The organism is Chryseobacterium aquifrigidense (genome assembly GCF_006716485.1).
Classification (GTDB): Bacteria; Bacteroidota; Bacteroidia; order Flavobacteriales; family Weeksellaceae; genus Chryseobacterium; species Chryseobacterium vietnamense.
The window spans coordinates 83,776-101,039 of record NZ_VFPD01000005.1; the positions used below are offsets into that span (position 1 = coordinate 83,776).

The 17,264-nt window shown below is 35.2% G+C and carries 19 protein-coding genes; 16 read left to right on the top strand and 3 right to left on the bottom strand.

Features of this window, described 5'->3' with window-relative positions:
- Window positions 1-168: 168 nt before the first annotated feature.
- From FB551_RS22370 to FB551_RS22430, 13 genes are all read left to right on the top strand, one after another.
- A complete protein-coding gene (locus FB551_RS22370; RefSeq protein WP_226798770.1) occupies window positions 169-3,111 on the top strand; it encodes a SusC/RagA family TonB-linked outer membrane protein in 2,943 nt (980 codons plus the stop codon).
- An 11-nt stretch (window positions 3,112-3,122) separates the two neighbouring features.
- On the top strand, window positions 3,123-4,628 hold the full coding sequence (locus FB551_RS22375) for a RagB/SusD family nutrient uptake outer membrane protein (RefSeq protein WP_142018984.1): 1,506 nt from the start codon (window positions 3,123-3,125) through the stop codon (window positions 4,626-4,628).
- Window positions 4,629-4,800: 172 nt separating this feature from the next.
- Window positions 4,801-5,418, top strand: a complete 618-nt coding sequence (locus tag FB551_RS22380) for a hypothetical protein (protein ID WP_047429199.1) — start codon at window positions 4,801-4,803, stop codon at window positions 5,416-5,418.
- A complete protein-coding gene (locus FB551_RS22385) occupies window positions 5,418-6,038 on the top strand; it encodes a hypothetical protein (protein WP_142018985.1) in 621 nt (206 codons plus the stop codon). The genes FB551_RS22380 and FB551_RS22385 overlap by 1 nt, the downstream gene beginning before the upstream one ends.
- A gap of 93 nt (window positions 6,039-6,131) precedes the next feature.
- Complete coding sequence (locus FB551_RS22390) at window positions 6,132-6,422, top strand: winged helix-turn-helix domain-containing protein (protein ID WP_047429204.1); 291 nt, start codon at window positions 6,132-6,134, stop codon at window positions 6,420-6,422.
- 65 nt (window positions 6,423-6,487) lie between these two features.
- Window positions 6,488-6,778 carry a hypothetical protein gene (locus FB551_RS22395; RefSeq protein ID WP_142018986.1) on the top strand — a complete coding sequence of 97 codons (291 nt, stop codon included), beginning with the start codon at window positions 6,488-6,490 and terminating at the stop codon, window positions 6,776-6,778.
- A 30-nt stretch (window positions 6,779-6,808) separates the two neighbouring features.
- On the top strand, window positions 6,809-7,108 hold the full coding sequence (locus FB551_RS22400; RefSeq protein ID WP_142018987.1) for a hypothetical protein: 300 nt from the start codon (window positions 6,809-6,811) through the stop codon (window positions 7,106-7,108).
- 34 nt (window positions 7,109-7,142) lie between these two features.
- Window positions 7,143-7,628, top strand: coding sequence for a Coq4 family protein (locus FB551_RS22405; RefSeq protein WP_047429206.1), 486 nt, complete (start codon window positions 7,143-7,145; stop codon window positions 7,626-7,628).
- 11 nt (window positions 7,629-7,639) lie between these two features.
- A complete protein-coding gene (locus tag FB551_RS22410) occupies window positions 7,640-7,933 on the top strand; it encodes a hypothetical protein (RefSeq protein WP_167497915.1) in 294 nt (97 codons plus the stop codon).
- A gap of 42 nt (window positions 7,934-7,975) precedes the next feature.
- Window positions 7,976-9,346: a DUF4153 domain-containing protein gene (locus FB551_RS22415; RefSeq protein WP_142018989.1), complete on the top strand. Its 1,371-nt coding sequence runs from the start codon at window positions 7,976-7,978 to the stop codon at window positions 9,344-9,346.
- 6 nt (window positions 9,347-9,352) lie between these two features.
- Window positions 9,353-10,057 (top strand): DUF1361 domain-containing protein, encoded by a 705-nt coding sequence (locus tag FB551_RS22420; RefSeq protein ID WP_142018990.1) that lies wholly within the window; start codon window positions 9,353-9,355, stop codon window positions 10,055-10,057.
- Window positions 10,058-10,111: 54 nt separating this feature from the next.
- Entirely contained in the window at window positions 10,112-10,651 is a 540-nt protein-coding gene (locus tag FB551_RS22425) for a hypothetical protein (protein ID WP_142018991.1), read from the top strand.
- A 60-nt stretch (window positions 10,652-10,711) separates the two neighbouring features.
- Window positions 10,712-11,224, top strand: a complete 513-nt coding sequence (locus tag FB551_RS22430) for a hypothetical protein (RefSeq protein ID WP_142018992.1) — start codon at window positions 10,712-10,714, stop codon at window positions 11,222-11,224.
- Between the two features lie 87 nt (window positions 11,225-11,311).
- On the opposite strand, the gene FB551_RS22435 is transcribed toward FB551_RS22430, so the two are convergent.
- Window positions 11,312-12,970, bottom strand: coding sequence for a S8 family peptidase (locus FB551_RS22435; protein WP_142018993.1), 1,659 nt, complete (start codon window positions 12,968-12,970; stop codon window positions 11,312-11,314).
- Between the two features lie 268 nt (window positions 12,971-13,238).
- The gene (gene dtd / locus FB551_RS22440; protein WP_142018994.1) at window positions 13,239-13,688 is read right to left on the bottom strand and encodes a D-aminoacyl-tRNA deacylase; all 450 of its coding nucleotides are present in this window, start codon (window positions 13,686-13,688) and stop codon (window positions 13,239-13,241) included.
- Between the two features lie 251 nt (window positions 13,689-13,939).
- On the opposite strand from dtd, the gene FB551_RS22445 reads away from it, so the two are divergent.
- Window positions 13,940-15,625 (top strand): hypothetical protein, encoded by a 1,686-nt coding sequence (locus FB551_RS22445; protein WP_142018995.1) that lies wholly within the window; start codon window positions 13,940-13,942, stop codon window positions 15,623-15,625.
- The gene (locus FB551_RS22450) at window positions 15,613-16,008 is read left to right on the top strand and encodes a hypothetical protein (protein WP_047429220.1); all 396 of its coding nucleotides are present in this window, start codon (window positions 15,613-15,615) and stop codon (window positions 16,006-16,008) included. Before FB551_RS22445 ends, FB551_RS22450 begins: the two co-directional genes overlap by 13 nt.
- A gap of 186 nt (window positions 16,009-16,194) precedes the next feature.
- Here the strand turns inward: FB551_RS22450 and FB551_RS22455 are convergent, their stop codons facing one another.
- Window positions 16,195-16,650 carry a hypothetical protein gene (locus FB551_RS22455; RefSeq protein WP_047429222.1) on the bottom strand — a complete coding sequence of 152 codons (456 nt, stop codon included), beginning with the start codon at window positions 16,648-16,650 and terminating at the stop codon, window positions 16,195-16,197.
- A 109-nt stretch (window positions 16,651-16,759) separates the two neighbouring features.
- On the opposite strand from FB551_RS22455, the gene greA reads away from it, so the two are divergent.
- On the top strand, window positions 16,760-17,230 hold the full coding sequence (greA, locus tag FB551_RS22460; RefSeq protein ID WP_047429224.1) for a transcription elongation factor GreA: 471 nt from the start codon (window positions 16,760-16,762) through the stop codon (window positions 17,228-17,230).
- The last annotated feature ends 34 nt before the right edge of the window (window positions 17,231-17,264 follow it).

The following is a 17,264-nucleotide window of genomic DNA, read 5'->3' on the forward strand; positions in this document are numbered from 1 at the left end:
CACTCTTTTCTTTAAATTTTAACTTATTTTTTTAATTAATACATTATAATTAGTTAAAAATATTAACTAATTATGTTTATTTCAATTAAAGTTCTTTTTTATTGGCTTTTTATTATTTTTTATTACATATATTTGCGTTCATACTGTTAAAATGTGTTAAATATGAAAATGAAATTAATATTAAGTACTGCTGTACTGTTCTTTGTAGGAGGACATGTGGTAGAGGCCCAGAAGACAAAACGGGATACAATACCACAGGATACTAAGATTGATGAAATCGTTGTAGTAGCTTACGGAAGTCAGAAAAGAGAAACGATGGTTGGCTCCAATACTGAAGTAAAGGCGAAGCAGTTTGCTGATCGACCGATTACAAGCATCGGACAGGCTTTGGATGGAGCCAGTGCTGGTGTAAAAGTAAGTACCGGTACAGGACAGCCAGGAAGCTCACCGAGTATCCAGATTCGTGGGATAGGTTCATATGGAATTACAACAGCGCCGTTATATGTAGTTGATGGTACAATATATACCGGCTCTCTTGCGGCAATTAATCCCAATGATATTGCATCATTCAATATTCTGAAAGATGCTGCTTCTACTTCTTTGTATGGTTCTGCTGCAGCTAATGGTGTTGTTTTGATCACTACAAAATCCGGTAGAAAAGGAAAAGATGCCTTCAACTTTAGTATGAGTACCGGAGCAGTTGGAAGATCAATCCCGGAATATGACAGAGTGAATGTTTATCAATATTATCCTCTTATTTGGGAATCAATAAGAAATGGTAGAATGACTTCTGTACCCGGTACTACCGTAGCGGATGCTAACGCTTATGCTACCGCACAATTGATTTCAGGTGTTCTGAAAACCAATGTTTTTAATGTTCCGGATAATCAATTGGTTGTCAATGGAATTCTGAACTCAAACGCTCAGTTGAAATATACAGACCTGGATTGGCAAAAGCCTTTAATGAACACAGGTTTCAGACAAAACTATGAATTAAATTATAGCGGGGGAAGTAATACAACTACCTATTTTTCTTCAGTAGGATACACCAATGAAACAGGGTATCTTATTAAATCAGATTTTGAAAGATTTACGGCAAGATTAAAAGTAGATTCTCAGGTTAAAAGCTGGTTAAAGCTTGGATCAAGTATCAGTGGAGTATCTTCTAATGGGAATAACTCGGTAGAAGGTGTGGATAATAATTCTGCTTATATCAACCCATACAGATGGACAAGAACAATGGGGCCTATTTATAGTCCGTATGCTCATGATCCTAATACTTTTGCTACACTTTACGATAGTGCCGGGAATATCATGTATGATGCTGGAAGTGCCAGGGGTGCTGATGCAGCGGCTGGAAGAAACGTAATTCAGGAAACACTTTTAAATAAAGACCTTTCTAAAAACTATTATATCATTTCCAGAGCCTATGCTGAAATCAAAGTAGATCCCTATCTTACTTTATCTACAAACGTAGGGTACGATATCAGAAATAACAGAAGAAGTACCTATGGAAATAAAATTATCGGAGATGCAGCTCCGGGAGGTTCAGCGGAAAAATTTAGTTTTACGGAGCAAACCTTTACCTGGAACCAGCTCCTGAACTATAAAAGAAAATTCGGAGATCATAATTTTGAATTTCTTTTGGGACATGAAAACTATAAATTCATGTATGAATACCTATATGGATATAAAAAAGGTCAGATTGTAGATGATAATGATGAATTAGTCAACTTTGTGACTCCATCATCACTTACTTCACGTACAGACAACTACAGAAAAGAAGGAGTGTTTTCAAGATTGAATTATGATTACAAATCAAAATACTTACTATCAGGATCTATCCGTTGGGACGGTTCGTCCAGATTTGCTAAAGATGTAAGATGGGATTCATTCTGGTCGCTTGGTGCAGGATGGAGGCTAAAAGGAGAAGAGTTCTTAAGTAATTCTAATCTTATCAGTGAATTGAAATTGAGAGGATCATATGGTGAAGTAGGAAACGATAGAACAGACAGTTATTATATGTATAAAAGTACTTATACTTTAGGATATAATAATGCTCAGGAGCCTGGAATTCTATTTGGCTTTTTGGCTGATCCTACCATTACCTGGGAAGCCAACAAACAAACCGATGTAGGAATTGATTTCGGTTTTTTAAATAATAGAATTACAGGGTCTGTAGAATACTATAACAGAGTTACTGAAGATTTGATCTTCCCGGTTCCTGTTCCTGTTTCTTCAGGTGTTCCGGATAATACAATCAGCAGAAATGTAGGAACTATGTATAACCGTGGATTCGAATTCAGTATTAATGCAGACGTGATTAAAAATCAAAATTTCACATGGAATATTAATGCCAATGCTTCTACACTTAAAAATCAGATTACAGAGCTTTCTAATGGTATCACTGAAATTATTAACGGAACTAAAAAGATTTCTGTAGGTCACTCCGTGTACGATTATTGGTTAAGACAGTGGTATGGTGTAGATCCGGCTGACGGCTCTCCTTTATTCCTTGTAGCTGATACTTATGCTAATACAACAGCTGCTGATATCAGAACTGTGAATGGTCAAAAAGTTACTACCAATTTCAACAAAGCAAAATATGACTATTCCGGTACGGCAATTCCTGACTTGTTCGGAAGTTTCGGAACTACAATTACCTATAAACAATGGTCATTATCTGCAATGTTTACCTATCAGTTAGGGGGAAAAACATATGATTCCAACTATGCTGCTTTGATGTCCAGTTACTCACAGGGAGGAGCTTTAAGTACAGATATTCTGGATAGATGGACAACGCCTGGGCAAATCACAGATATTCCGGCATTGAACTCTTCAACATATACAAGTTCTAATGCTGCTTCATCAAGATGGCTGGTAAGTTCAGATTTTCTTACATTTAGACAAGCTACTTTAAGTTATAGCTTTGCTCCGGAAACGTTGTCTCAGCTAGGAGTTTCAGGATTAAGAATCCTTGTTTCCGGTGAAAATTTATGGAGCAAAACAGCAAGAAAAGGGTTGGAGCCAGCTCAGGCATTCAACGGTACGGCATCAAACAGATATACTCCGGCGAGAGTGGTAACAATAGGATTTAATGTATCTTTTTAAATAATTAAGTAATGAAAAATATCGCAAAACAATATATAAAATGGGCTGTTGTTCTTTCAGTCTTTACGGGGACGGTTTCATGTGAGAGTGATTATCTTGAAACAGATCCTACCACTGCGGCCTCTGAGGAAGCAGCTTATTCAAGTGCTGCCAATCTTATGGCTATTGTAAACGGGATGCATAGAGATATGTATTACAGACAAAATGATAACCAGGGACAAAATGGTCAGGGTGGAATTATGATCATGATGGATGCTCTTGCAGATGATCTTGTATTTCCTTCTACAGGAAACGGGTGGTATGTTTCAACCGTGAGATGGCAGGATCAGGTAAATGATAATGCTGCCAATGATTTTTATCCTTACCAGTTTTATTATGCACTAATCAGAAATGCCAATCTCGTTATTGCCAATGGTCCTTCAGTTCCTGCGCCTACTGCTGCTGATGCTACTACCATTAAAGCGGCTATTGGAGAGGCTTATGCATTCAGAGCTTTCTGTTATTATATGTTAGTTCAAATCTATGGTAAAAGATATGTGCCAGGTGCAAACAATACCCAGCTTGGAGTTCCAATCAGATTGGTGGCGAATGAAATTCCTTTGGCAAGAAATACAGTAGAAGAAGTATATACTCAGATCAATAAAGACCTTAATGAAGCATCCACAAGGCTTACAGGAATAACCAGAGCTACAAAATCGCATTTTAATGACAAAGTAGTTTTAGGATTAAAAGCCAGAATTGCATTAACGCAGGGGAATTATGCTGCTGCTGTAACAGCTGCTCAATCAGCACGTGTAGGATTTGCTCTGATGGATAATGCAACCTATACCGCAGGATTTAATAATCTAGCAGGTGTTTCTGAATGGATGTGGGGTGCTACTATTATAGCGGATCAGGGAGACACATTTTCGAATTTTGGAGCATATATGTCAAGAAACTTTAATTCTACCAATATTCGTCAGGCTCCTAAAGCGATTAATACTAAATTATTCCTTTCATTCCCATCTACTGATATAAGAACTAAGAATTTTGATCCAACGGGTGCACATACAGCACTTGCTTTACCATCAACATATGCTAAATTCCCGTATACAGGACAGAAGTTTCTTGCTGCAAGCCAGGCAGACAGTAGGGTAGATGTTCCTTATATGAGATCGGCAGAAATGTATCTTATTGAAGCCGAAGCTTTGGCCAGATCTGGAGACGAAGCTGGTTCTAAAGCTGTTTTCAATGTATTTGCAAAAAACAGAAACCCATCTTATGCAGGGGCTGCCACAACAGGGGCTGCCTATATTAACGAAATTCTAGATAGCAGAAGACTTGAATTCTGGGGTGAAGGTTTCAGATTCTTAGATCTTAAGAGATTGAATTTAGGCTTGGACAGAACAGGAGCTAATCATTCTTCAGTAGTGACTAATAACGTAATGACAGTTCCGAATACAGATCTACGCTGGGAATTCCTTATCCCAAGAACTGAAATCAATGCCAACCCATTGATTGTTCAGAATCCATTATAACACGTACAGATTTTAATATATGATTGAGAATCCTGCTTTAGCGGGGTTCTCTTTTTTTTACTACTGGGAGTAAATAAATGATGAGGTCTTCAGAAAAAAATATTTTAAAATTTAAAATAAAGCGTTGGCAGATTAAAAATTAATTTTAACTTTGTAATTCAAAGTTCTTTTTATGGATTCAAAAAACTATCACGAAGACTTATCCCATATCCGTTCCATGATGGAACGTTCTTCCAGATTTATTTCTCTAAGTGGATTATCAGGAGTTGTTGCGGGATTAACGGCCATTATTGGAGCTGTATATGTGTATTTCGTTTTTCAGCGGGAAGGAATCAGTTATTTTGATGGGGACAGAAATATTTTAGGCCCAGCCTTGGTAAAAGAACTTGTCCTGATCGGAATTGTTATTTTGGTTGTTGCAGTCCTTAGCGGTTATATTTTTACAGCCCATAAAAGCAAAAAGAAAGGTTTGAAGATCTGGGATGCCACTACAAAGCGACTTTTGATTACCTTTGCAGTGCCTTTGGTAGCAGGCGGTGTCTTTTGTCTCGCTCTGCTTTATCATCATCTTTTTGTTTTCATTGCTCCAGCTACTCTTATTTTTTATGGATTGGCTCTGGTAGCAGCAGAACGATATACATTAACGGATGTAAAGTATTTAGGATATCTGGAGATTATTTTAGGGCTTATTTCTTTGTTCTTTTTAGGATGGGGATTGCTGTTTTGGGCAATTGGTTTCGGTGTTTTACATATTGTGTACGGATTGATCATGCATAAGAAGTATAAATAATGGGAATTGGTTTTGTCATATTAATACACCTTTTTGCTATATCAGTCTTCAGTTTTATATGTGCTGTTATAGGTTGTTTACTTACTTATTTTATAAGTGGAAACGAAAGAAAAAGGAATAAAATGATATTGGCGTTTATTGGACCTTTTGTGGCATTTTATACGTTATATATTGTCGGAATTATTGGTTTGTCCATGGTGTCTGATAATAAAAAAGTAGATGTTGGAATTGGTGATGCCTGGTATGTCCCTTTGAAAAATGACCATCAGCTTTTATTTATTGATTTACCAGAACAGGCGAGTATTAATAATGGAAAAGGGTTAACGCTAGTTTCATATGTCACTAAAATTGAAGAGATGGGTGATCAGTTATTTGGTAAAACCTTTGATAACAAATATTTCCTCGTGGATCTAAAAAAAGAAGAGGTTAAAACTTTTCACACAGAAAAAGAATTAAGTGTTTTACATATAAATAAAAAACTCAATCTAGTAGATGCAACTGAATTTTATTCAGAAAGGAAAAATGATATTATGGGCTATTGGCCCTTGTTGATAATGTTTTTATCTCTTATTATTAGTATTGGAGCAGTGTACATATGGAAGTTAATATTAATTTTTTAATGGTAAAACTGCATCAGGCTGAAGTTATAGAGAAGTAAAAAAATGAAAGATAGTCAGATTTTGACTGTTTCAGAATAAATAAGAAAAAGTAAAATGATCAAAATAAGTCAGCTCAATAAAGAATTCGAAAGCCGTGTAAGATTGGGCATTATGTCTGTTCTTATGGTCAACGACTGGGTTGACTTTTCTGAAATGAAAAACCTGCTCGAAATTACAGACGGAAATCTGGCGAGTCACAGCAATGCCCTGGAAAAAGCAGAATATATCGAAGTGAAAAAAGAATTTGTAGGGAAGAAACCCAAAACATCTTATCGCGTTACACAACGTGGAAGACAGGCATTTAATGAGCATTTAGATGCTCTTGAGAAATTACTGGGACGATAGTCATATATTTTTTTTGAAAATTAACTTTGAATTACAAAGTACTTTATAATTAAAAATTAAATAAAATGATGACACACAAACAAACAACAATTGCAATTTATGCCCTTCCGTTGGCTTTACTCAGTATTCCATTGGTTGGAAATCTAGTGTCTAAAGAAGTTAACTGGTCAGGATCAGATTTCCTGATTGCAGGAGCTTTGCTTTTTACAACCGCTTTTCTGATCAACCTCGTTAGAAGCAGAATAAAGAAACAAAGTCAGAAAGTTCTCATCTCGTTTTTTATTCTGGCTGTTCTTGCATTGATCTGGATCGAACTGGCAGTAGGAATTTTCGGAAGTCCGTTTGCCGGAAGCTAAAATTTGATTTGTGATTAATCCTGAATAATAATGAAAGATTCAGAAATAATAGATCTGGGTAAGGCAGTATTCGGAGTGTTTTTTTCAATTGGAACTCTTTGTCTTTTAGGAGCTCTTATTACAAAAAATAACGGGTTTGCCGGAGCAGGGTATCTGCTAATCGTTTTCGGAGTACCAGTCAATTTATTATGTATACTGGGGTTTTTGACATATGGTTTTATAAATACATCAAAATTTAAAGAATGTATGATAGCCATACTTATTTTGACGGCCAATATTCCCATCGCATTTCTGTACGCTTTAATAGGTCTTAGCTTTTTCAATAATTAATATTCATAAATATCTAATTTTTAAATAATACGGCATGAAAAAAATACGTGTTCAGTTTCTGCTTTTTGTGTATGATAAAACTCAAAAATTATACAGAAAATATTTCAAAAAGAAAAAAAGACAGTGGCAGTTCAATGAAAAACAACTGTTGGAATTTCAGGAAGATTCTTTAGGCCGAAAATTGGGAGAGTTTTACAGGAAACACGGTTTTTCTATGATTCCCAAAATGGAAAATCATGATGTACACCATCTGATTACTGGTTGTGGAACCCACTTCGAAGATGAAATAGCCATGCAGTATCTGCTCCTTGGAAACGGCAAACTTAATGCACACCTTCTGGCAGCAATCGTATTGGGAACAATTATTCTCCCGGAATATGTGAAAATTTATATCAAAGCCTATAAAAAGGGACAAAATATGAGAGCCTTTCACCATTGGGATTTTGAAGAACTGCTGTGGCAGAATTATGAGCATGTAATGGATTTTATTCAACAAAAAGAAACGGTAGTTCTTCATTAAAACTAAAGATGATGAGAAAAATAAAATTCAGCCCGTTGGGAGAAAAAACATTTTTAATTTCCTTTTTGCTGGGCACATTCTTATTGATCTTATTTTGGATTACGGAGGCAGAATTTCTGATCATATTCGGATTTTATTACGTAGTGATTGCTGCTGTAACCAACCTGTTGATCACCTTATATGAACTGATGGAATATCTGAGTGATATTTCCGGAAAGAAGAGGAATGGAAATTCTGTTCTTCTTCTGTTGCTCAACATTCCTGTTACCTTACTCTACCTTACCATGTTTTTCAATTTTAGCTAAGCCTTAAACAGTTCATATTTCATCTTTTAAATAATAAACATCATGAAAACACATCATTATATATTTCTTACAGCTATTCTCTTTGTCATCGTTTTTTATGATCAGGAGGTAGGATTGAACCTTGGGATTCTGGGAATTTCCTACGCTGTATTAACGTTGTTTAGAACACCTGAAAAAAATAAAACAAGAACATTGTACGCTCTTTTTGCAACAAGCATTCTATCAAGCATTGCATTTGCATGGTTTGGAGATTTTCCATCCTTCATAGCGGTGGTGAGCTCACTCCTTTTAATGGGATATAAATCAAAGAACAGAAGGTTGAAGGTTCTCTTTTTAATTCCTGTTTTTATTGTGAATTGCTGCACATCATGCTGCCGTTTTTTTAGCTTTGACGAATGGCTTCCTAAAAAGAATGTTCCCGGGTTATGGCAAAAGACATTGGCTTTCATTTTGATTCCGCTGGTACTTGTTTCTGTTTTCTTTGGAATTTATTCTGCAGGAAGTAATCATTTTGCAGCCCTTTTCACAGATTATGAGTTGGATCTTAACATTTGGCAGATATTCTGTCTCTCGGTTTTAGGATTTTTTATTGCTTTTAATTACTGGAATTATGCGGTGGAAAAACTCATCTATAAAAATAATCATGTTTTGGATAACGATTTCAGCAAAGATTCCCGGGTTCCAAAGGCTACTTATTCTTTTCTTGACCTAGATGCAGAAAGAATGAGTGGAGTAATCTCTTTTGTCCTGTTGAATGTTTTATTGGTGTTCTTTATTATTACTTACAATTATGAACAGTTTTATGAAGCAGTAAAAACACCGGTTCAGCTTTCAGAAGAAACCCATGAAAGAGTAAATGCTGTGATTATGTCTATTGTTATGGCAATTCTGGTGATCATGTTCTATTTTAAATCCGGATTTAATTTTGATCCAAAAGCAGGTTTATTGAAAATCTTAGCCAAAATCTGGATATTCCTCAATGCTATTCTTGTAGTTTCTGCAGCACTTAAAAACTACGAGTATATTGTTAATTATGCATTTACCTATAAAAGGTTAGGGGTTTTTGCTTTTTTGTTGTTATCGCTTGTTGGCCTGGTCCTTACTTATATTAAAATCCAAAAACAGAAAAGAAACATTTTCCTTGTCAATACAATGATTTGGTTTTTTTATGGAACAGTTCTCGTATGCAGTTACTTCAACTGGGGTGGTTTTATTACTTCCCAGAATATGAAACGAAAAGATTTTGCAGTCAATTATCATTTAACTTCCATCAACTTCAGCGAAAAGGCACTCCTGAAATATGCAGATGAAAAAAATGATCAGAAACTTAGAAATACCTTACAGAATAAGGTGAAAAACGAAACTTCTAAAACTGTCTTTTCAAAGATTTTGTATTATCAGACTATAAAATAAAAGATCATGAAAACCTTTCTAGAATCCTCAAGATTTAAAATTAATGTATTGTTGATAATGATGACCATATTCTGCTTCAGCCTTTCTGCTTTCAGATACTATATCAGCGATACAAAAGTTTTTTTGTTTCTCAACTGGAATCTTTTTCTGGCATGGATTCCCTTATTACTAAGTTCTTTTATTTTTGCCTTTCGTATCAGAAGTAAAATTTCACTCATCTTTATCATCGTAGTCTGGATATTGTTCTTCCCCAATTCTCCCTACATTCTTACGGATCTTTTTCACCTCAGAGCAAGAAATGATATACCGGTCTGGTATGACCTTATTGTTATTCTTTCCTATGCCTGGACAGGGCTGATCTGTGGTTTCATAAGTCTTAATGATATTGAAAGACGGCTTTCTGACTATGGAAAAAGAAATATCATCAATGGAGTGATTGTATTTTTCCTGTTCATGAGCAGCTTTGGAGTTTATCTTGGCCGGTTTTTGAGATGGAACAGCTGGGATGTACTCAATAATCCTTTCGGTCTGTTCTCAGATATTGTGGTAAGATTCATCTATCCTATGGAATATACCAAAACATGGGGTGTTACGCTTTTGATGGGAATTATGCTCAACTTTATGTACTTTACATTTAAATGGGCTGGAACAAATGATGAAAAAGAATTGCAGGCAGAAAATAAATCATTAAACGAATTGGAACAATTTTAGCATTTAAATGAGCTCAGCATAATAAATGCTGATCCATTTTTTAAATTAATTATTATGAAAAAAAGCTTATTGTTAATTCCTTTGATTATTGTTGCCTGTAAAAAAGAACCTGCGGTGACAAACGCTCCGGAGAAAGATTCTACAGTAGTAACAGAAATGCCGGACTCTGTGGTGAAAACAGATTCTGTAGCACTGAGAAAAAAAGATTCAATTATTAACAATGCTCCGGCCACGAAGGAAGTATTACGCAAAGGGGTAATGAGAGATGAAAAAGATGGTCAGATCATAAGAACTGCAGACGCCAACCAGCTGCCTTTTACAATCGGAGAAGAATTTACAAAAGATGATCAGGATTTGATTTTAAAACTGACCCGTTACGACCGTCCCAATATCAAAGCGAAAATTTCAACAAAAGAGAAAGACTTTAATATTCGTTTCAATCAAATCAGGCTTCCCAATGGGAACTACGACGGACCTTTCGGAAGAGAAATCACTTATGATACTCCCGGAAATGGGGAAGTGTGGCTGATTATAGGAAAAAGTAACATGGCGTCGGGAAATACAAAAGGAAGTTTCACGGTAACTGTGGAATAATAATCAATCAATTTGGTACAATTTCTGCAAACTAAACACTAAAGTTTAAAATTTAACATTATGAAAAATATAGTTCTAACAGCAATGGCCGCCTCAGCCGTACTTGTAAGTTGCGGAACCGTACAGTCGCTGGTTCAGAATACATTTCCATACACAACGAATGTTCTGATTTCTACGGGAGTTCCTGCAGATAAGGAAGTGTCTTCCACTGCAACAGCTACCAATGTGCAGACCTGGTTCGGAGGAAATAACAATGCAAAAATTAAAGACGTAAGAATTTCAGATGCGAAAATCTCTGTGGCATCTCCTTCCGGAGGAAATCTGAGTGCATTCAAAACTGTAAAGATATACGTTTCATCTAACGGAACAGGAGAAAGATTGGTTGCATCACGTTCCAATATCTCCACCAATTCTTCCAGCTTGAACCTTGATCTTAATGATACCGGATTTCTGGATGAAATTGTAAAAAGTTCAGGATTAACTGTAAGAACAGTTTATGAACTGAAGAATCAGACCACTTCAGACATGAATATCAAGGTAGCGCTTAATTTCAGCAGCGTTCCTGCGAAATAATTATATAAAAAATACTATAAAAAACCCTCTTTCAGCCTTCTGAAAGAGGGTTTAATGTGAAATAAAATGTATAAAAATCTTTTGTTTTTAGAGTTTTGTCAGTTTCTCAACCACTCTTCTCTGGCCTTCATTGATGTTGATCATGTATTGACCAGTTGGTAGGTGTGAAATGTCAATTTTCTCATTCGGTAAAACCGAACTTTTGATAACAGTACGTCCCTGGAGATTAATAATCTCTACATCCAGTTTTTTATTTTCACTGCTTTGAATAGCAATGGAACTGCTGGAAGGATTAGGATAAATCTTAAACTCTAAGGCAGATAAAGTTTTAACAGGTGTTGCAAATTTGCTTTCCAGCTGAAGAATAGCATTCTTCACATTAGGAAGAGGCCCGATCTTTTGACCAGTTACCGTTCCTCCCTGAGGAATTCCCGTTGAAATTAAAAGGTTTTTCATTGCTGAAGGCGTTAAATATTGACCTGTAGTTTGACGATAGAAAGACTGGATCAAAATAGCCGCAGAAGAAACTACCGGTGTTGCAGAACTTGTACCGCTGAAATAATTATAAGTTCTGTTGTTGTCATTGTCATATTTCGCATAAGATCCATAACCCGCTGCCATCACACTGCTTCCCCAGCCCTGAACATCCACTCTGTTTCCAAAAGTACTGAAGCTTAATTTCGAATGGGTTGTATTAGGAGATCCCGCCCCTACAATAATAGCCCCGCTGTTTCCTCTTGCAAGATAGGTTGCATAAAACGGATCATCCAGGTTCTGGTTTCCATTCCCTGCTGCTGCAATGATGATAATTCCTGAATCGGTAGCAGCTTTTGTAAGATCCCAGATTACTTTATCATATTCCGCAGGGCAATACTGGCCGTCTTTTCCACCAGTCTGCATTTCATATAAAATAATATCTCCTGCCTGAGATGCATTAATAGATCTGCTCACTGCAGAAGCACGGTTGTACCCCACAGTAGTCCATTCCATATAACCCTTTATTTCAGAAGCACTGTAAGCAGCTCCGGTAAGTCCTGTATTATCTTTTATTGAACCTAAAATACTTACCACAGCAGTTCCGTGGTCACGGTAATTGTTATTGGCTAATCCGGCATTAGGAGAATAGCCTGGCTCAAGTTGTATTGAATTTTGGTTAGACAACATCTCATGAGTTTTATAGAAACCATATTCTACATCACGCACACGGATATTCTGTCCTGTGATACCTCTTGACCATGCATATTTGGCATTGATTCCCGGATTGTCATTCAGGTAAGTCTGCAGGCTTTCCAGATCAGGAGTCACTACAAAAGCATTTACTAATGGCGGTTCAATAGGTTCGGCGCTCATGACAGAAACGTATTCTATTTCAGGAAATCTCTCAAGAGCATGGATGATTTTTTCTGAGGCTTCTTTGTTTTGAAGAGGAATATCAGCCTTATAAATTCTTTTCAGTTTTTCCACAGACTCTCCGGAATTACCGATGGCTTTGCTGCTTCTGGCCATTTCGTCAAGTTTGTTGTCTGTGAAGTCCAGATCATACTTGAATGAGATGTGATTTTCCCGTGAAAATCTTTCCAGGTCTGCATTTCTGCTGAAAGCTGTTTTTTCTGAATTGATGCCTTTTGAAAAGCATACGTAAATAATTGAATTTTGATCATTAGCCATTTTGGGCTGGCTGTCCTGTCCGAAAGACAAAGTAGAACAGAACGCAAATAATGCGAAAAGGTTGATCCTTGATTTCATATAATTTTGTTAAATGGTTGTAAATCAGTTTTTATTTACACCAAAAATAATAATAAAATGAAAACAAATCACATTTTTGTGAATTTAATTTTAAATTTTTTACTCTTTTCTTTTGTATAAAGGATTTTTTTTGTTTTTGAATGATAACCTTGCTGGCTCTCAAAAACCAGTGAGGTCTAAGAGCGCAAATTTTATACTTACCCATCAAAAAAATACGCTTCATAAATTGAAGCGTATCAGTGTATTTTATACATTTGCCTTTCTCTGTTTAGCTTTTGGTAATAGAATCCATGACAATGGTAACTGGTCCGTCATTGACCAGAGAAATCTTCATGTCAGCTCCGAAGATTCCACTTTCGGTTCTTAATCCAGATTGGGCTATTTCTTCCTTAAAATAATCAAAAAGGGGTACTGCTTTATCCGGTTTTGCTGCCTTTATGAAAGAAGGTCTGTTTCCTTTTTTGTAATCTGCAATCAATGTAAACTGACTAATACAAAGGATTTCTCCCGAAATGTCTTTCACGGAAAGATTAAGCCTGTCATTTTCATCACCAAAGATTCTCAGGTTTAAAACCTTTTGTACAAGCCAGTCAGCATCTGTCTTTTCATCATTTTCATCTATGCCTACCAGCAGCATTAATCCTTTCCCGATTTCACCAACCGTTTTTCCATCTACTTTTACACTGGCTTCGGAGACTCTTTGTATAACTACCTTCATTACAAATTTTAGCTGTTTTTGGTTTTCCAGAATTCTAACTGTCCTTTTAGCTCTCTGATGCGTTCTTCATATAATTCAATTACTTTTTCAGAGAGTCGGTTGATTATATTTATTTATAACAAAAGTAACAAAAACTCTCTTTCCAATTCACAAAAATTCTTTCTCCCGAAAAAAGGGAGCAGATTCCCGAAAATAGAGCAGTAAAGTACTGGAATAAATTTTATATTTGAAACGTTAAATTAAATCAACACATGATGAAAAAAATTAAATTATTAATGCTCATGGCATTAGCACTCTTTCTGTTTGGGTGTAGAACAGAACTCTCAGATAGTTCTGAAACCAATATTTCCCAATCTGATTACAGAAAAACAGTTAAACTTAAAGAAGCTTTAGCCTTCAAAAACTATCTTACAGAAGCTAAAAGCAATCCCTCACAGGTTTACAGTAAAAATGCAGATTCCTTTTCTGCCTTATCTGATGAAAGTACAGTAACTGTTATTGTACAGAATAATGTCACCTCTTACAGTACTGTAATCAAACATTTGGACCGATCTTCAGATGTTTTGGTGTATAGTATTGATAATGAAAATAAAAGTATAGGATTTACTGCAAAATATACTCCTGAAGACAGAACTAAAAACTATCAGATTGATAATTTTACAGGAACAGTAGAATTTACATCAATGGATGGGAGGCCTATGGGAGTTAAAGAATTCTCTAATGGGGCACCGCTTGCTGATAAGGTTGCAATGTCAAAGAATTCTATGAATAAAGCGGGCTGCTCCTTTAGCATCAGACTTATTGAGGTAGAATGTAATGGTGAACATCACAGTCCCAGCCAAATAGCCCAATGTACAGCAAGTCAGAAACCTTATTATATTGTAGAAATTACAGAAGTATGCTCAGGAGGAGGGCAGCCTCCTAAAGGATTTCCCAATATGGGAACATATGACGGGGGAGGAAGTAGTACAGGAGGTGGCACTACCAATGAAATGTCAATTCAGGACAGTTTCAATTATATGTTAGGTGAAGCAGGTCTTCCAGAACTTACAGCTGATGAATATACATATATCCAGAATAATCAATATATTGGAGGACAGCTGCTCTCGTATTTTTATAATAATTTAAATCAAAATAATTCACAGTTTTTACATTGGAGCATTAATTATTTTAAAAATTATGCTGATCCCAATATATCACCTAATGCAGCTTATAAGCAATTTCAGAATTGGTTTTTAGAAGAACCAATAAGTGGGAGTTTACAGAATGAGCTTTTTGAAGATTGGGCAGATCCTACAAGAGTAAAACCAACAACTAAATTTAAAAACCATTCAAAACTTAATGGCATTTATAATAAAATTAAAACTGCATCAAATTTTAATCAGATTTTAAAAAATTTTATGCCAGAAGGGGCTGTGACTCATTTAATCTTTGATATTGATTCAGTTGTAAAGCCTGATTCGCAAGCAGAGACTTCAGAACCGGTTAATTATTGGATAAAAATTACATTTAATAAAAATAAAGATTGGGCGAATATTCCAAAAGTTGTAATTTCAGGAACATTTATGCATGAATTAATACATGCGGAAATTTTAAGACAACTATTAGTCGTTGCTAACACTAATGGTAGTATTAATGAAGCAACTCTACTAGACTATGCAAAAAATCATAAACATATAGAACTTTTCAATGCTTATGTAAAAGCTAAAACAAATGATTCAGACTTTCAACATCAATATATGGCTCAGAAATATGTTACAACAATTGCAGCGTTTTTAAAACAAGTTTATGGAAATAAGTATACAGATGTTGAATATAAAACAGTAGTTTGGATGAGTAGTCTTAAGGGAACAAAGGCATGGAACTTGTTACCTCAATCTGAAAAGGACTTATATATGAACACTTTTAATACAAATTATTGGTTATGGGAACTTTAATTAAATTAATATTTTTAATATTTATATTGCAAATAAAACTAGTTTTTTCTCAAGCATGTATTATTAAAATTAATGAACAAGATTCTATCAATTTAGAAAAACTGCAAAGAAATGAATACAGGCTTTCTTTTTTTAATAAAAAAAATATAGAATATAATAAATCGAAAGGCTTAAATTATAATAATTTTGTTCATGGTGTGAGATTTTGTGATGTTTGTAAAGAGGAAGTTGCTTATTTTTTACTGCAACCAATAAAAAAAAAGATAACTAGAAAAGATAGTATTTACAGTATCGAAAAAAGTTTTGAAAAAAAATGTTTGTCAAAAGAAATATTATTTCAAATTGACAATAAATTTTACAAGCATATAAAAACATTTGAATAAACACTTAAAAACACAATATTAATTGTGGGAATTAGAAAATATGAAAACAATAACTGATTTCAGTTTTGATTTATTTTTCTTACAGATTATAGTATTAGTTTTCTTGTCATAGTTTGCTTTTTTGTATACAATTTATAAGAAAGAAAAATAAAATAAACCGCAGAAAATCTCTGCGGTTTCTATTTTCTAATAATAAACATTTAAAGTTTTACTTGCAGCATCATAGCTGTAAGGATAAGTTTTAGGCGGCAGAGAAGTTTTAGCTCCGGACTCCGGCTGTCCCGTACTTAAGATCCATCTTGTATTATCCTGTGGACATATAATGGCAATATTGTCTTTTACCTCAAGTGTTGTATTGTTGTCAGGACATATATGTGGGGCATTCCTGTCGTAGACTTTAAATCCGTTTGCTGTTCGTACAATAATCAATCCTCTGGTTCCGGACTGTTGTTCATTTACATAAATCCAGCCATTAATATTGTTCAAAACGTAATAAGCAGGAAGGTTTAGGTTAAGCGATACATTGATAGGGACATTCGGGAAGCAGTTCACAGTATCTTCTCTGCTTCCACAAGAGTTTATGGTTAAATTGCTGAAAATCAACAGAATGAAAATGGATAAGATTGAAAAAGTTTTTTTCATTTCAATTTAAATTTTTATATATTTGTAAAAATTAAACGATTACAACACGAAAACATTGTCCGGCAAATGTCGGATTATTTTTTTATACTAAAACTAAATTTTGAAAATTATGGCAAGCTATGTAACTAAGGAGGGCCTAGAGAAAATGAAAGCTGAGCTGGAACAGTTGGAAACTGTGGAGAGACCAAAAATTACTCAGCAGATCGCAGAAGCAAGAGATAAAGGAGATTTATCGGAAAATGCAGAATACGATGCGGCTAAAGAGGCTCAGGGGATGCTTGAAATGAGAATTTCCAAGCTGAAAGACGTTATCTCTACTTCTAAAATTATAGACGAAAGCCAATTAGATACTTCAAAAGTTTCAATCTTAACAACAGTGAAACTTAAAAATAATGCTACCAAGCAAGAGCAGGTATTTACATTGGTACCGGATAACGAAAGCGACCTGAAGACAGGAAGGATTTCTGTAAACACACCTATCGCAAAAGGTCTGTTAGGAAAAGCTATTGGCGAAATTGCTGAAATTACTTTACCCAACGGAAACAAACTGTCTTTTGAAGTATTAGACATCTCTTTATAGTCTGATATTCCTTTCTATTTCTAAATTTCTATAC

Coding starts and splice junctions, on each gene's coding strand:
- FB551_RS22370 (WP_226798770.1), top strand. CDS start 169: ATGAAATTAATATTAAGTACTGCTGTACTGTTCTTTGTAGGAGGACAT.
- FB551_RS22375 (WP_142018984.1), top strand. CDS start 3,123: ATGAAAAATATCGCAAAACAATATATAAAATGGGCTGTTGTTCTTTCA.
- FB551_RS22380 (WP_047429199.1), top strand. CDS start 4,801: ATGGATTCAAAAAACTATCACGAAGACTTATCCCATATCCGTTCCATG.
- FB551_RS22385 (WP_142018985.1), top strand. CDS start 5,418: ATGGGAATTGGTTTTGTCATATTAATACACCTTTTTGCTATATCAGTC.
- FB551_RS22390 (WP_047429204.1), top strand. CDS start 6,132: ATGATCAAAATAAGTCAGCTCAATAAAGAATTCGAAAGCCGTGTAAGA.
- FB551_RS22395 (WP_142018986.1), top strand. CDS start 6,488: ATGATGACACACAAACAAACAACAATTGCAATTTATGCCCTTCCGTTG.
- FB551_RS22400 (WP_142018987.1), top strand. CDS start 6,809: ATGAAAGATTCAGAAATAATAGATCTGGGTAAGGCAGTATTCGGAGTG.
- FB551_RS22405 (WP_047429206.1), top strand. CDS start 7,143: ATGAAAAAAATACGTGTTCAGTTTCTGCTTTTTGTGTATGATAAAACT.
- FB551_RS22410 (WP_167497915.1), top strand. CDS start 7,640: ATGAGAAAAATAAAATTCAGCCCGTTGGGAGAAAAAACATTTTTAATT.
- FB551_RS22415 (WP_142018989.1), top strand. CDS start 7,976: ATGAAAACACATCATTATATATTTCTTACAGCTATTCTCTTTGTCATC.
- FB551_RS22420 (WP_142018990.1), top strand. CDS start 9,353: ATGAAAACCTTTCTAGAATCCTCAAGATTTAAAATTAATGTATTGTTG.
- FB551_RS22425 (WP_142018991.1), top strand. CDS start 10,112: ATGAAAAAAAGCTTATTGTTAATTCCTTTGATTATTGTTGCCTGTAAA.
- FB551_RS22430 (WP_142018992.1), top strand. CDS start 10,712: ATGAAAAATATAGTTCTAACAGCAATGGCCGCCTCAGCCGTACTTGTA.
- FB551_RS22435 (WP_142018993.1), bottom strand. CDS start 12,970: ATGAAATCAAGGATCAACCTTTTCGCATTATTTGCGTTCTGTTCTACT.
- dtd (WP_142018994.1), bottom strand. CDS start 13,688: ATGAAGGTAGTTATACAAAGAGTCTCCGAAGCCAGTGTAAAAGTAGAT.
- FB551_RS22445 (WP_142018995.1), top strand. CDS start 13,940: ATGATGAAAAAAATTAAATTATTAATGCTCATGGCATTAGCACTCTTT.
- FB551_RS22450 (WP_047429220.1), top strand. CDS start 15,613: ATGGGAACTTTAATTAAATTAATATTTTTAATATTTATATTGCAAATA.
- FB551_RS22455 (WP_047429222.1), bottom strand. CDS start 16,650: ATGAAAAAAACTTTTTCAATCTTATCCATTTTCATTCTGTTGATTTTC.
- greA (WP_047429224.1), top strand. CDS start 16,760: ATGGCAAGCTATGTAACTAAGGAGGGCCTAGAGAAAATGAAAGCTGAG.